This window comes from Microbacterium sp. NPDC057659 (assembly GCF_042799915.1).
Lineage (GTDB): Bacteria > Actinomycetota > Actinomycetes > Actinomycetales > Microbacteriaceae > Microbacterium.
On the sequence record NZ_JBHVHU010000002.1, the window covers coordinates 101,786 to 114,015 of the forward strand.

The 12,230-nt window shown below is 69.3% G+C and carries 14 protein-coding genes; 7 read left to right on the forward strand and 7 right to left on the reverse strand.

The features are described from left to right. Nucleotides 1-29 precede the first annotated feature (29 nt). Nucleotides 30-386: a zinc ribbon domain-containing protein YjdM gene (locus ACFVAE_RS09125; RefSeq protein ID WP_378890798.1), complete on the forward strand. Its 357-nt coding sequence runs from the start codon at nt 30-32 to the stop codon at nt 384-386. A 17-nt stretch (nt 387-403) separates the two neighbouring features. Here the strand turns inward: ACFVAE_RS09125 and ACFVAE_RS09130 are convergent, their stop codons facing one another. Further along, a complete protein-coding gene (locus tag ACFVAE_RS09130; RefSeq protein ID WP_378890800.1) occupies nt 404-805 on the reverse strand; it encodes a protease inhibitor I42 family protein in 402 nt (133 codons plus the stop codon). A 65-nt stretch (nt 806-870) separates the two neighbouring features. Between ACFVAE_RS09130 and ACFVAE_RS09135 the strand changes: the two genes are divergently transcribed. The 4 genes from ACFVAE_RS09135 to ACFVAE_RS09150 all read left to right on the forward strand — a co-directional run bounded on the left by ACFVAE_RS09135 (nt 871) and on the right by ACFVAE_RS09150 (nt 5,093). Beyond that, on the forward strand, nt 871-3,366 hold the full coding sequence (locus ACFVAE_RS09135; protein WP_378890802.1) for a DEAD/DEAH box helicase: 2,496 nt from the start codon (nt 871-873) through the stop codon (nt 3,364-3,366). Between the two features lie 78 nt (nt 3,367-3,444). Continuing rightward, nucleotides 3,445-4,521 (forward strand): M4 family metallopeptidase, encoded by a 1,077-nt coding sequence (locus ACFVAE_RS09140; RefSeq protein WP_378890805.1) that lies wholly within the window; start codon nt 3,445-3,447, stop codon nt 4,519-4,521. Next, nucleotides 4,493-4,852 carry a protealysin inhibitor emfourin gene (locus ACFVAE_RS09145; RefSeq protein ID WP_378890808.1) on the forward strand — a complete coding sequence of 120 codons (360 nt, stop codon included), beginning with the start codon at nt 4,493-4,495 and terminating at the stop codon, nt 4,850-4,852. Before ACFVAE_RS09140 ends, ACFVAE_RS09145 begins: the two co-directional genes overlap by 29 nt. A gap of 4 nt (nt 4,853-4,856) precedes the next feature. Continuing rightward, nucleotides 4,857-5,093, forward strand: a complete 237-nt coding sequence (locus ACFVAE_RS09150; RefSeq protein WP_378890811.1) for a hypothetical protein — start codon at nt 4,857-4,859, stop codon at nt 5,091-5,093. On the opposite strand, the gene ACFVAE_RS09155 is transcribed toward ACFVAE_RS09150, so the two are convergent. Genes ACFVAE_RS09155 through ACFVAE_RS09175 form a run of 5 tightly spaced genes read right to left on the reverse strand, consistent with a single transcriptional unit; the run spans nt 5,090 to nt 8,790 of the window. Then, nucleotides 5,090-5,980 carry a hypothetical protein gene (locus ACFVAE_RS09155; RefSeq protein ID WP_378890813.1) on the reverse strand — a complete coding sequence of 297 codons (891 nt, stop codon included), beginning with the start codon at nt 5,978-5,980 and terminating at the stop codon, nt 5,090-5,092. The two genes, ACFVAE_RS09150 and ACFVAE_RS09155, sit on opposite strands and share 4 nt — an antisense overlap. A 50-nt stretch (nt 5,981-6,030) precedes the next feature. After that, nucleotides 6,031-6,567: a hypothetical protein gene (locus ACFVAE_RS09160; protein ID WP_378890816.1), complete on the reverse strand. Its 537-nt coding sequence runs from the start codon at nt 6,565-6,567 to the stop codon at nt 6,031-6,033. A gap of 8 nt (nt 6,568-6,575) precedes the next feature. After that, nucleotides 6,576-7,376 carry an alpha/beta fold hydrolase gene (locus ACFVAE_RS09165; protein ID WP_378890819.1) on the reverse strand — a complete coding sequence of 267 codons (801 nt, stop codon included), beginning with the start codon at nt 7,374-7,376 and terminating at the stop codon, nt 6,576-6,578. Between the two features lie 59 nt (nt 7,377-7,435). Continuing rightward, nucleotides 7,436-8,413 carry an SRPBCC domain-containing protein gene (locus tag ACFVAE_RS09170; RefSeq protein WP_378890822.1) on the reverse strand — a complete coding sequence of 326 codons (978 nt, stop codon included), beginning with the start codon at nt 8,411-8,413 and terminating at the stop codon, nt 7,436-7,438. A gap of 2 nt (nt 8,414-8,415) precedes the next feature. Continuing rightward, nucleotides 8,416-8,790 carry an ArsR/SmtB family transcription factor gene (locus ACFVAE_RS09175; protein ID WP_378890825.1) on the reverse strand — a complete coding sequence of 125 codons (375 nt, stop codon included), beginning with the start codon at nt 8,788-8,790 and terminating at the stop codon, nt 8,416-8,418. 76 nt (nt 8,791-8,866) lie between these two features. Between ACFVAE_RS09175 and ACFVAE_RS09180 the strand changes: the two genes are divergently transcribed. After that, nucleotides 8,867-10,510, forward strand: a complete 1,644-nt coding sequence (locus tag ACFVAE_RS09180; RefSeq protein WP_378890827.1) for an SDR family oxidoreductase — start codon at nt 8,867-8,869, stop codon at nt 10,508-10,510. Between the two features lie 54 nt (nt 10,511-10,564). On the opposite strand, the gene ACFVAE_RS09185 is transcribed toward ACFVAE_RS09180, so the two are convergent. Then, entirely contained in the window at nt 10,565-11,107 is a 543-nt protein-coding gene (locus ACFVAE_RS09185; RefSeq protein ID WP_378890829.1) for a hypothetical protein, read from the reverse strand. Between the two features lie 84 nt (nt 11,108-11,191). Here ACFVAE_RS09185 and ACFVAE_RS09190 point away from each other — a divergent pair, with 84 nt between their 5' ends. Continuing rightward, a complete protein-coding gene (locus ACFVAE_RS09190) occupies nt 11,192-12,229 on the forward strand; it encodes an FUSC family protein (protein ID WP_378890832.1) in 1,038 nt (345 codons plus the stop codon). The last annotated feature ends 1 nt before the right edge of the window (nt 12,230 follow it).

The following is a 12,230-nucleotide window of genomic DNA, read 5'->3' on the forward strand; positions in this document are numbered from 1 at the left end:
AATTCATCATATCGCGATACCATGGAGCCATGGCCGATCAGCTTCCCCTGTGCCCCGAGTGCTCCAGCGACCTCGCCTACGAGATGGGTGCGCTGCTCGTCTGCCCGATGTGCGGACACGAGTGGTCGCCCGCCGACGCAGCGGCCGACGGCGAGGCGCCTGCCGAGCGCGTCGTGAAGGATGCCGTCGGCAACGTGCTCGCCGACGGCGACACCGTCGTGGTCACCACGACGATCAAGGTGAAGGGCTCGCCGCAGGGCATCAAGGCGGGCACGAAGGTGCGCGGCATCCGCCTGATCGACCCGGTGAACGGCCACGACATCGACTGCAAGGTCGACGGCTTCGGCGCGATGCTGCTGAAGTCGAGCCTGGTCAAGAAGGCCTGACCGGCCCACCTCGGGTCTCAGCGCACCGTGATGTCGAAGGTCAGCGTCTGCTGATCGGCCGGGTCCTCGGGGACCTCGCCGCGGAACCGGTACTCGTAGGTCAGGGTGGTCTCACCCTTGCCCACGGCCGGGAACGTGACCGTCATGACCGAACTCGATCCGGGCGCCGGCTTCGCCGCCTCCGACTCGAACTTCTCGCTCGGCTCGCCGAGGACCTTCGGGTCGGGCGCTTCGACCAGCAGCCAGCCGTCGCCGACTCCGGAGCTCACCTCGCCGAGATCCACGACGAGCTCCCCGCCGACCGGCACGGTCCCGCTGAGGTGGCCCGCATCGACCGTGACCTGCTGCGTTCCGGAACAGGCCGTCAGAGCGATCATCGCCGCCACCACCAGTGCCGCGCCGCCGGCACGCATCCTCATCCGCATCGTCGCCCCCTCGGCGGTCACACTACTGGAACGAGCCGGCGTGAAAGGATCGAGACATCATGACTCTCGATCCGAAGGCAGTGCGCGGCGCAGACCCGGATGCCGTGTACATGGCGTTCGTCGAATGGGCGGAGAGCACCGGCATCCAGCTGTACCCGGCGCAGGACGAAGCGGTCATCGAGATCGTCTCGGGCAACAACCTGATCCTCAGCACCCCGACCGGAACCGGCAAGTCGCTCGTCGCCGTCGGCGCGCACTTCGCGGCGATGGCCGACGGCCGTCGCACGTACTACACCGCTCCGATCAAGGCCCTGGTCAGCGAGAAGTTCTTCGCGCTGGTCGACGTGTTCGGCGCCGAGAACGTCGGCATGGTCACCGGCGACTCCGCCGTGAACGCGGATGCCCCGATCGTGTGCTGCACGGCCGAGATCCTCGCGAACCTCGCGCTGCGCGAGGGGCCGGATGCGGATGTCGGGCAGGTCGTGATGGACGAGTTCCACTTCTACGGCGACCCCGACCGCGGCTGGGCCTGGCAGGTGCCGCTGCTCACGCTGCCGCAGGCGCAGTTCATCCTGATGTCGGCCACCCTCGGCGACGTGACCGAGCTGGCCGCCGACCTCACCCGGCGCACCGGTCGTGAGACAGCCGTCGTCACGGGTGTCGAACGCCCCGTGCCGCTGCACTACTTCTACGAGGTCACCCCGATCCACGAGACGATCGACGACCTGCTGCACACCAACCAGTCCCCGATCTACATCGTGCACTTCTCGCAGGCCGCGGCGATGGAACGGGCGCAGGCGCTCGCGAGCGCCAAGGTCGCCAGCCGCGAGCAGCGCGATGAGATCGCCGCGCTGATCGGCGACTTCCGGTTCACGACGGCGTTCGGCAAGACCCTGTCGCGTCTGCTGCGGATGGGCATCGGCGTGCACCACGCCGGCATGCTGCCGAAGTATCGCCGGCTCGTCGAGCAGCTCGCGCAGCGCGGGATGCTGCGGGTCATCTGCGGCACCGACACCCTCGGCGTCGGCATCAACGTGCCGATCCGCACGGTGCTGCTCACCGCGCTGACGAAGTTCGACGGCACGCGCATGCGGCAGCTGAACGCCCGCGAGTTCCACCAGATCGCCGGTCGCGCGGGTCGCGCGGGCTTCGACACCGCCGGCACCGTGGTGGCCCAGGCGCCGGAGCACGAGTCCGAGAACATCGCCGCGATCCGCAAAGCCGGCGACGACCCGAAGAAGAAGCGCAAGATCATCCGCAAGAAGGCTCCGGACGGCTTCGTGTCGTGGGGCGAGCCGAGCTTCAACAAGCTCATCGAGGCCGAGCCCGAGACGTTGACCTCGCACATGCAGATCACCAGCGCGATGATGCTGAACGTGATCGGCCGCGGCGGCGACGTCTTCGGAAATATGCGCGCGCTGGTATACGACAACCACGAGCCGCGTTCGAAGCAGCGGATGCTGGCCCTGCGCGCCCTCGGGATCTATCGGACCCTTCGCGAGTCGGGCATCGTCGAGGACGGGCCGGACGGCATCAGACTGACCGTCGACCTGCAGCCCAACTTCGCGCTCAACCAGCCGCTCTCGCCCTTCGCGCTGGCCGCGTTCGAACTGCTCGAGCCCGACCCTTCGTCAGGCTCAGGGACCGGTCAATTCGCTCTGGACATGATCTCGATCGTGGAGTCCACCCTGGACGATCCGCGCGCGATCCTCTCGCAGCAGGAGTTCATCGCCCGCGGCGAGGCCGTCGCCGCGATGAAGGCCGAGGGCATCGAGTACGACGAGCGGATGGAGCTGCTCGAGCAGATCACCTATCCGAAGCCGCTCGCCGAGCTGCTGTCGGCCGCGTTCGACACCTTCAGTGCCGCGCAGCCCTGGATCCGCGACTTCCAGCTGCATCCGAAGTCCGTCGTGCGGGACATGTACGAGCGGGCGATGTCGTTCGGGGAATACGTCGCCTTCTACAAGGTCGCGCGGTCCGAGGGTGTTGTCCTGCGGTACCTGTCGGATGCGTACCGGGCCGCCTCGCAGACCATCCCCGAGCATCTGAAGAGCGAGGAGCTGCGCGACCTGATCGAATGGCTCGGCGAACTGGTGCGCCAGGTCGACTCCAGCCTGCTCGACGAATGGGAGGAGCTCGTCTCCGGGCATCCGGTCGACCACGAGGACGGGCCGGTGGTGCCACCGGCGCCGAAGCGGCTCACCACGAATGTCCGCGCCTTCCGCATCCTGGTGCGCAACGAGCTGTTCCGACGGGTGCAGCTCGCCGCTCGCGAGGATCTCGACGCCCTCGCCGAGCTCGACCCGTCGTTCGACGGCTGGGAGGCCGCGCTGGACGGCTACTTCGCCGAGCACGACGAGATCCTCACCGGGGCGGATGCCCGCAGTTCGGCGCTCCTGATGATCGAGGAGGGTGGCTCGTCGTGGAGCATCCGTCAGATCCTGGACGACCCCGAGGGCGACCACGATTGGGGCATCTCGGCGACCGTCGACCTCGCCGAGTCGGACGAGGCCGGAGAGGCCGTGATCACCGTCACCGCGGTGAACCGTCTCTGACCGCGAGGCGGGCGCCGATGTCCACCCCCGCGCGTATCGTCGGGAACAACGACAAAGGTGAAGAAGAAGATGACGAAGATGACGAAGACGTTCCCGACCCCCATCCACCACGCGATCGTGCCCGCCTATCTGCTGGCCAGGCTCGCGCAGTCCGAGCGGTACTCCACCGCGGCGGATGCCGCGCGGCAGACGCTCATCGCCGGGCGTCCGCCGTTCCGCTCGCGGCTCGAGCTCTCGATCGACGAGTCCGGCGCGCTGGTCGCCGAGGTGACCGCCGCTCCCGACCGCACGGTCTCGGATGCCGAGGGCACCGAGACCCTGCCCGGCACGGTCGTGCGGAAAGAGGACGACGCACCCGTCGCCGATGTGTCCGTGAATCAGGCCTTCGACGGCTTGGGCGCCACGTTCGACATGCTGCTCGAGGCGTTCGAGCGCAACTCGCTCGACGGCGCCGGCGCGCCGCTGAACGCCACCGTGCACTACGGCCAGAAGTACGACAACGCCTTCTGGGACGGCGCCCGCATGGTCTTCGGCGACGGAGACGGCGAGGTGTTCCAGGGCTTCACCGGCTCGGTCTCGGTGATCGGCCACGAGCTCGGGCACGGGGTCATCCAGACCGCCTCCGGCCTGGAGTACCAGGGCCAGCCCGGCGCGCTGAACGAGTCGATCGCCGACGTGTTCGGCGCCCTCACCGAGCAGCACCTGCTCGGGCAGACGGCCGATCAGGCCAGCTGGCTGATCGGCGCCGACCTCTTCACCGACGCGGTGCAGGGCCGCGCGCTGCGCGACATGCTGAACCCGGGCACCGCTTATGACGACGATGAGCTCGGCAAAGATCCGCAGCCCGCAGACATGGCGCACTACGTGACCACCACCGAGGACAACGGCGGGGTGCACATCAACTCCGGCATCCCGAACCGCGCGTTCGCCCTCACAGCGACCGCTCTGGGCGGTCACGCCTGGGAAGAGGCGGGCACGGTCTGGTACCGCGCTCTGACCGGCGGGCTGTCGACCACGGCCACCTTCGCGCAGTTCGCCGACGCGACACTGGTTGCGGCGCGCGAACTGGGCGATACCGTGGAAGAGGCGGTCCGCAACGCGTGGACCACCGTCGGAGTGATCACGGATGGATCCACAGGCACCACGGCCGGATGACGCGCCCGCCGGCGCGCTCGCGGTGCTCGTCGTGCGCACCGGCGGGATCGCCGGCATCCGCCGTCGGTGGCGGGTGGATCCCGGCCCCGACGAGGAGCGGCGCTGGCTCGAGCTCATCGAGAGCTGCCCCTGGGATGACCCGGAGCCCGAGTCGCCGCTCGGCGCGGACAGGTTCACCTGGCTGATCCAGGCCACCACCCTGCACGATGAGCGGCGCCGCGAGTTGCCGGAGTCGGCGCTGGTCGGCGCCTGGCGCGACCTCGTCGACGCCGTGCGGGAAGCGCCTCGGGACGAGCCCCGCGCCGACGCCTCGCAGGCGGAGGGACAATAGCCGCATGGGTCTTTTCCAGCAGCGTCCCGAGGAGGAGCAGAACGAGTGGGCCGGGCTTCCGTCCGAACCGCTCGATCCGCAGAGCGCCGCCGAGCAGCTCGATGCACCGCCCACGGCATCCGATATCTTCGGCCTGGGCGGCGGCCCGCTCTACACGACCGTGGTGTTCCCGGTCGCGGCCCCGGCGCCCGGGGCCGCGGACGTCACGGCGAGTGGCGAAGACGACGAGGACGAGGACTAACCCCGCTGCCGCCTCAGGATCGCGGTAAGCGCCGCGCCGACCACGCCGATCGCGGTAGCGACGACCACCGGCAGCCATCCGACCGCGAGCGCCGCGGGGAACACCTGCATGCCCGCTGCCGCCATCTCGCTGAGGTCGCCCGCCAGCACGCGTGAGCCGAGGGCGTACTGGATCGCGGTGAATGCGGCGGGCACGATCCACAGTGCGCTCAGCCCGAGCAGCCAGACGATCAGGCGCGTCGCCGGCACCGCCCCGCACCAGGCCAGGGCGAGACCGACCACGATCGCCGGCACCCAGCGCAGCAGCAGGATGATGCCCTGCGGAACACCTGTCGTGCCCGAGAGCAGCTGCGCCCACATGCCGATCCAGCCGGCGAACGGCACGGCGGCGAGCGCGATGCCGAGGGCCGCGGGCCCGTTGGACGGCCGGGCGATCAGCCAGTAGCCGACCTGCGCGAAGCCGACCGCGATGATCGCCCCGAACAGCAGTCCGCCGAGGTACCACCAGGCCCGGCTGTCGTCGAGGTCGAGCCCGCGGGCATCCGCGATGAAGCTCTGCGTGACGGCGACGACATGCCCGATCAGCACGCCGAGCGCGATCGGCCAGGCCTTCCAGGTGCGGGCGAGCAGGCGCCGGGCGACGCCGGCGAAGACGCCGCCCATCACGATCAGCACGAACATGCTGGTCGCGTAGTACTGGCTCACCGGCAGCAGCGAGAACGGCATCTGGAAGCGCTGCACCTCGGTGCGCCACAGGTTCTGCACCGGCAGGATGCCGCCGGCCGCGATCCACGGGGCGACGCCTGCGGCGACAGCCACGACTCCGAGCGCGGTGCCCGCGAGAGCGTTGCTCTGCTGCGGGGCGTGCGCCGGGGCATGGACACTCATGCTGTCAAAGGTGTCACGTCATGCTGGGGTAGTGCTGGGTGACGCTCTCCTCAGCGCGCCTCGCCAGGAGCAGGCCATCGCCCGGAGCGCTCCTTGAACCTGATCGCCGCGAGCGCCGGCGACATGTCGAACACCATTGGGTTCACCTTCAGCCGGGTGCCGTCGCCGGCGCGCAGTTGCAGTCGGGAGCGCCATCCGGCCTCCGCCACGGTGTAGGTCGTGACGTCGCGGTACGCGATCTCGCCCTGACGGCCGAGGAAGGTGCGGAACCGCACCCCGTCGGCACCGGTCTGCACGTAGCGGTTGCGATGCAGCAGCAGCACGATCAGGCCGAGGATCAGGGCGACCACCGAGCCGATCCGCATCGGCACCGGATCGGTTCCCTGCCTGGCCGAGAACCCGGCGAGGCCCATGCCCACGCCGGCGATCAGCAGCAGCCATCCGATGAGGGGCACGATCAGCGGCATCCGCTGCTTCTTCGGGCCGGTCTCGACCGGCCGGGTGGGCTTGCGGAACAGCCGCACGACCATGCCGATCACCAGCGCGACGACCAGCAGGATCAGCAGGAATTTGACGACGATGCCCACGTGCCGGATCAGTCTCTGTCGGCGGTGAGGAAGTCGGATGCCGCGTCGCGGAACCCACGGGATGCGGGGGTGTTGAAGTGGTGCCGCCCTGGCACCTCGACCAGCCGCCCCTGGGGCGTGACCTCCGCGAGCCGGCGCGATCCCTCCAGGATGGTGTCCTCGGTGCCGGTGACGAACAGCACCGGAACCTGCGGGGCATTCTCGGGATGGGCGATGATCGCGTCGTTGCGCATGCCGCGGGCGAGGGCGAGCAGAGCGCGCAGATCGTTGCCCGGCACCCGCTCCGTGAGCTCGATGTAGCTCTGCGTGACGGGATCGCTGATCGGTGCGCCTTCGTCGAGGTGCGCCTGCACCTCTTCGAGCACGATGCGATCGAGGGCAGTGCCGTCGGGCACGCCGCCGAGTACGGCCCGGTCGATGCGGTCCTCGAGGTCGAGCATGACCTGCCATCCGACGCGTCCGCCGAGCGAGTACCCGAGGTACGACGCGGTGTCGACGAGGTAGGTGTCGAGCACGGTCTCGACATCCGCGGCGAGCGTCCGAAGACTGTAGGCACCTGCCTCGTGCGGCTTCTCGCTGCGGCCGTGGCCGCGCTGGTCGATGCCGATCACCCGCAGACCGGATGCCGCGAGCCGGCGCTCCAGACCGGTGAGCACCCAGTTGTCGTGGGTGTTCGACGCGAACCCGTGCACCATGACCACGACCGGGGCATCGAGATCGCCCCAGGTGTAGGTCGCGAGGCTCGTTCCGTCGGCCGTGTACACGCGCTGGGGGTCGGGCATCTGCAGTGCGGAGATCGGAAGGGCCATGACATCATTCTGCCCCTGCGCCGGTTCAGCCGACGCAGGGGCAGAAGAGACGTCGGTTACTACGGCACGAGCACCGTGCGCTCGAGGCGGTCGTATCCGGCCTCCATGCCGTCGATCATGCCGGTGGCGAGGATCATGTCGCGAGTCTCCTTGTCGGGGTACTCGATGAGCATGGTGATGAGAGTGGCGTCGTCCTCCTCGTAGAGGCTCAGATCGTTGAGGGTGGAAGGCCCGTCGGTGCCGATCATCATCTCGGTGGTGACCGCGCGACGCGGGGCGTCGATGAGCAGCACGTCGCCCTCGAAGCCGAACGGCTCGCCCTCGGTGTCGCCGACCGGCGCCCACGAGGTGCGGTAGTGCTTGCCGACCGTGTCGGCCGGGATGTCCTCGGTCATCACCCAGCCGTCGGGTCCGGTCATCCACTGCTTGGTGAGCTCCGGGTCCATGTGGGCGCGCCAGACCACCTCGCGCGGGCCGTTCACCAGGCGGGTGATGCGCACGTGTGTGTCGTCGAGCAGTTCGAGGCGGGTGCCCTTGCCCTGCGCGTACTCGCGCAGGTCCTGCAGCACGGCGTCGATCTGCGCCATCGCCATGCGGGTGCCCTCGACCATACCCATCTCGACGGACTGCTGGAGTGCCTCGACCGAGTCGAAGTGGGTGACGCAGGTCATTCGGGTGGAGCCGTCCTCCTCGGCGAACCCGAAGACCATGCGCATCGCGGGGAAGCCGAGCGGTTCGCCGGCTTCGTCGACGAAGCAGTCCAGCACCTCGAAGCTGTTGGGCTCCTCGATCTTCAGGAACTCCCAGCGACCGGAGGACTTCTCGCCCTGCGGGCTGGTCATGTGGTACTGCGCGAAGCCACCGGGACGGTGGTCGAAGCTGGTGAACGTCGCCGGCCAACCGGGAGGACCCCAGAACCGCTCGAGCTGCTGCGGGTCGGCGTACGCGTTCCAGACGCGCTCGACCGGAGCCGCGAACTCGGCCGTCACGGTGAGGGTGAGTGCCTCGGGGTCGTTGGTGATGTCGATGACGGGCATTGTCAGTCTCCTTGATCAGGTCGTGCGGGGTCGTTGCGGGGATCTGGCTCGGCGAGCAGGTCGTCGAGACGGGCGATGCGTGCGCGCCAGAGTTCCTCGTAGCGGGCGAGCAGCGCCTTGGCGCGGGCGATCATGTCAGGATTCGCGCGGACCAGCCGCTCGCGTCCCTCGGCGCGCTTGATGATGAGCCGCGCCTCTTCGAGGACGGCGACGTGCTTCTGGACCGCGGCGAACGACATGTCGTAGTCGCGGGCCAGCTCGGAGACGGACTGCTCGCGATCGATCGTCCGGCGCAGGATGTCGCGCCGGGTCGACGTCGCCAGTGCGTGGAACACACGGTCGATCTCCGTCTCGCTCAGTTCTGTTTGTGCAACCATTTGGTTGTACGTTACGACGGGTGGATGCCGGTGTCAAGACCCTTCTCCTGCGTGCTGGCATCCGTAGTGTCGGACCATGACGGAACTCACCCAGCCCACCGGTCGCGAGTCCGCTGTCCGCGCGATCCCGCGGGAGGACGGCAGCGCGCCGCGCGCGCTCGTGCTCGGCACCACCGGCTACATCGGCGGACGCCTCACACCCCGACTGCTCAACGCCGGCTACCGGGTGCGCGTACTGGCCAGGGATGCCGCACGTGCGGCGTCCCTCCCCTGGGGATCGGATGTCGAGATCGTCGAGGGGTCCGCGGAGGACGAGGACGCCGTGACTCAGGCGATGACCGACGTCGACGTCCTGTACTACCTGGTCCACTCCATGGGTGCGGGCAAGGGCTTCGAGGAGGCGGATGAACGCGCGGCCGAAACCGTCGCCTCCGCCGCATCATCCGCCGGAGTCCGTCGGATCGTCTACCTCGGCGGCCTGCATCCCGAGGGCATCCGGCTGTCGCCGCACCTGCGCTCGCGGGTGCGGGTGGGCGAGATCCTCCTCGCCTCCGGCGTGCCGACCCTCGTGCTGCAGGCGGGCGTCGTCATCGGATCCGGATCCGCCTCCTTCGAGATGATCCGGCACCTCACCGACGTGCTGCCGTACATGCCCGCGCCGAAGTGGGTGCGCAACCGCATCCAGCCCATCGCGATCCGCGACGTCCTGTACTACCTGCTCGCCGCCGCGCGCGTCGGCCCGACGGTGAATCGTGCAGTCGACATCGGCGGCCCCGACGTGCTGCGCTACGGGCAGATGATGAACGGCTACGCCGTCGAGGCCGGCCTGCCGCAGCGCGCGATCGCGGCCCTGCCGGTGCTGACGCCGGGCCTCGCCTCACACTGGGTGAACCTGGTGACGCCGGTGCCGCGCGCGATCGCGCGCCCGCTGGTCGCCTCCCTGCAGAACGAGTGCATTGTGAAGGACCGCGCCGTCGACGAGATCATCCCTCCGCCCGACGGCGGCCTGACGCCGTATCGGCGCGCAGTCGCCCTCGCGCTCGGCCGCGTCGAGGCCGACTCCGTCGAGACCAGTTGGAAGGACGCCGAGGTCAGCGGCGCACCGAGCGATCCGCTGCCGAGCGATCCTGACTGGGCCGGCCGCACGGTCTTCACCGACGAGCAGTCACTGGACACCACCGCGTCGCTCACCAGCCTGTGGGCCGTGATCATGGGCATCGGAGGGGAGAACGGCTGGTACTCCTCCGGCTTCCTCTGGGCCGTGCGGGGCTGGATGGACCGGCTCGTCGGCGGGGTCGGGCTGAGCCGCGGTCGGCGCAGCCGCAGCCGGCTCACGATCGGGGACGCCCTGGACTTCTGGCGGGTGGAGGCTGTGCGCGCTCCCGACGCGGAGGACGGCGGCCTGCTGCGGCTGCGCGCCGAGATGAAGGTGCCCGGCGCGGCGTGGCTCGAGCTGCGAGCCCTGCCGACGGCCGCGGGATCGCAGTACGCGCAGCGGGCGGTGTTCTTTCCTCGAGGGCTGTCTGGCAGGCTCTACTGGCTCGCCGTTCTGCCCTTCCACGGGCTGATCTTCTCGGGAATGGCCGCCCGCATCACCGCGGCGGCGGAAGAGTCTGCGTCGCGTGAGGGCGACAACGGGGCGCGGCCGCCGCAGTCCGGGAGCAACCAATCGGATGGCCACGCGTCTGCGGACTCCAGCTCCACTTCGACCCCGAGATAGCCGCCACGCCGATCAGCGGCCTCCTGGATCTCGGTCCGTTCCCGGGCGGCGAGGTCAGCGGGGCTCGCCGGGCAGCGGCCAGCGGCCGCGCTCCTCCTTGAACCGGATCGCCGCGAGCAGCGGTGACACGTCGTACATGTTCGGGTTCAGGGCGAGCTTCACGCCGTTGCCCGCCTTCACTCTGAGGTTCGGCTGCCCGTTCAGCTCGGTCATCCGGTAGGTGACGATGTCGCTGTATACGATGCGCTCCTCGCGTCCGAGCACGGTGCGGAAGTGCACGACATCCGCCTCGGGCGCGACATACCAGTTGCGGTAGACGCCGAGGAAGAGGATGCCGCCGATCACGATCGCCACCGACGCGATCCGGAACGCGGTCGGATCGTCCGCGTCATCCGAGGTGAACGCGACCAGCGACATCAGGGCGCCGAGCACCAGGAACACCCAGCCGACGACGGCGACGAGCTTCGGCATCCGCTGGCGATCCGGGTGCGTCTTCGAGACGTTCGGATGCCGACGCATCCACCACACGACCAGCGGGATCAGCGCGACGACGACGATCAGCAGGATGATCTTGGTCAGCGCGATGTTGGTCAGCACCGTTCGACGGTATCAACGCCGATCCCTCAGCCCTTGACGCAGCGGGCACCTCGGCGCATGCTGGTCGCCGTCTACGCTTGAGAGGTGGCCGAATCTCGCGGACGGGTGTGGACGGGCGTCATCAGAGTGGCCCCGTCCCGCGGCGACCATCGCGTCGCGATCCGTGCCGCGGTCAGCGTCGGCGTGCCGCTCCTGATCCTCTGGGCGATCGGGCGGCTCGACCTCAGCATCTACGCGAGCTTCGGGTCTTTCGCAGCGCTCTACGGACGCGGCGACGTCTTCTCGGATCGCCTGCGCATGCAGGCGAGCGCAGGAGGGGTCCTGCTGCTGGCGATGCTCGCCGGAACCGCACTGTCGTTCTTCGGCGTGCCGGCGCTGGTCGCCGTCGTCGCGGTCGCCGTGGTCGCCTCGCTGGTCACGCTGCTCGCCTATATGATGCGCTGGCATCCCCCTGGAGCGCTGTTCGCGGTGTTCGCGATCGGAGCGACCGCCAGCATCCCGGCATCCGGCGTCGCGTTCGCGAACGTGCTCGTCGTCGGCACCGCGAGCGTGATCTTCGCGCTGCTGGTGACGACGGTGTTCGCGGCCGCCAGGGACCGCGCCGTGCCCGAGATCGTCCCCGCACCGGCCCGGCAGCGGATCGGCGGCGTCGCCTGGGAGATGGCCATCACGGTCGGAGCCGCCACGCTGCTCGCCGGCGCGATCGGACTGCTGCTGGTGGGAACGCACTGGTACTGGGCGATGGTCGGCGCGGCTGCCGCGGTCGGCGGCGCACACGTCAACGCGCGCATCATCCGCGGCATCCAGCGTCTGGTCGGCACGCTGCTGGGCGTCCTGGTCGCCGCCGGCATCCTCGCCCTGCACCTGCCGCCGCTGGCCGTCGTCGCGCTCGCGATCGTGTTCCAGGCCTGCACCGAGATGTTCGTCGGACGCAACTACGGCATCGCGATGGTCTTCGTCACGCCGCTCGCCCTGCTCATGGTGGAGCTCGCCGCGCCGACGTCCGTCGACGTGCTGCTGCGGGACCGGATGCTCGAGACGGTGATCGGCGTGGCCGCTGGAACTCTGATCGCCGTGATCTCCGCGGCGGTCCGCCGCACTCACACGACGTCTCGAGGATGAA

Coding starts and splice junctions, on each gene's coding strand:
- ACFVAE_RS09125 (WP_378890798.1), top strand. CDS start 30: ATGGCCGATCAGCTTCCCCTGTGCCCCGAGTGCTCCAGCGACCTCGCC.
- ACFVAE_RS09130 (WP_378890800.1), bottom strand. CDS start 805: ATGAGGATGCGTGCCGGCGGCGCGGCACTGGTGGTGGCGGCGATGATC.
- ACFVAE_RS09135 (WP_378890802.1), top strand. CDS start 871: ATGACTCTCGATCCGAAGGCAGTGCGCGGCGCAGACCCGGATGCCGTG.
- ACFVAE_RS09140 (WP_378890805.1), top strand. CDS start 3,445: ATGACGAAGACGTTCCCGACCCCCATCCACCACGCGATCGTGCCCGCC.
- ACFVAE_RS09145 (WP_378890808.1), top strand. CDS start 4,493: ATGGATCCACAGGCACCACGGCCGGATGACGCGCCCGCCGGCGCGCTC.
- ACFVAE_RS09150 (WP_378890811.1), top strand. CDS start 4,857: ATGGGTCTTTTCCAGCAGCGTCCCGAGGAGGAGCAGAACGAGTGGGCC.
- ACFVAE_RS09155 (WP_378890813.1), bottom strand. CDS start 5,980: ATGAGTGTCCATGCCCCGGCGCACGCCCCGCAGCAGAGCAACGCTCTC.
- ACFVAE_RS09165 (WP_378890819.1), bottom strand. CDS start 7,376: ATGGCCCTTCCGATCTCCGCACTGCAGATGCCCGACCCCCAGCGCGTG.
- ACFVAE_RS09170 (WP_378890822.1), bottom strand. CDS start 8,413: ATGCCCGTCATCGACATCACCAACGACCCCGAGGCACTCACCCTCACC.
- ACFVAE_RS09175 (WP_378890825.1), bottom strand. CDS start 8,790: ATGGTTGCACAAACAGAACTGAGCGAGACGGAGATCGACCGTGTGTTC.
- ACFVAE_RS09180 (WP_378890827.1), top strand. CDS start 8,867: ATGACGGAACTCACCCAGCCCACCGGTCGCGAGTCCGCTGTCCGCGCG.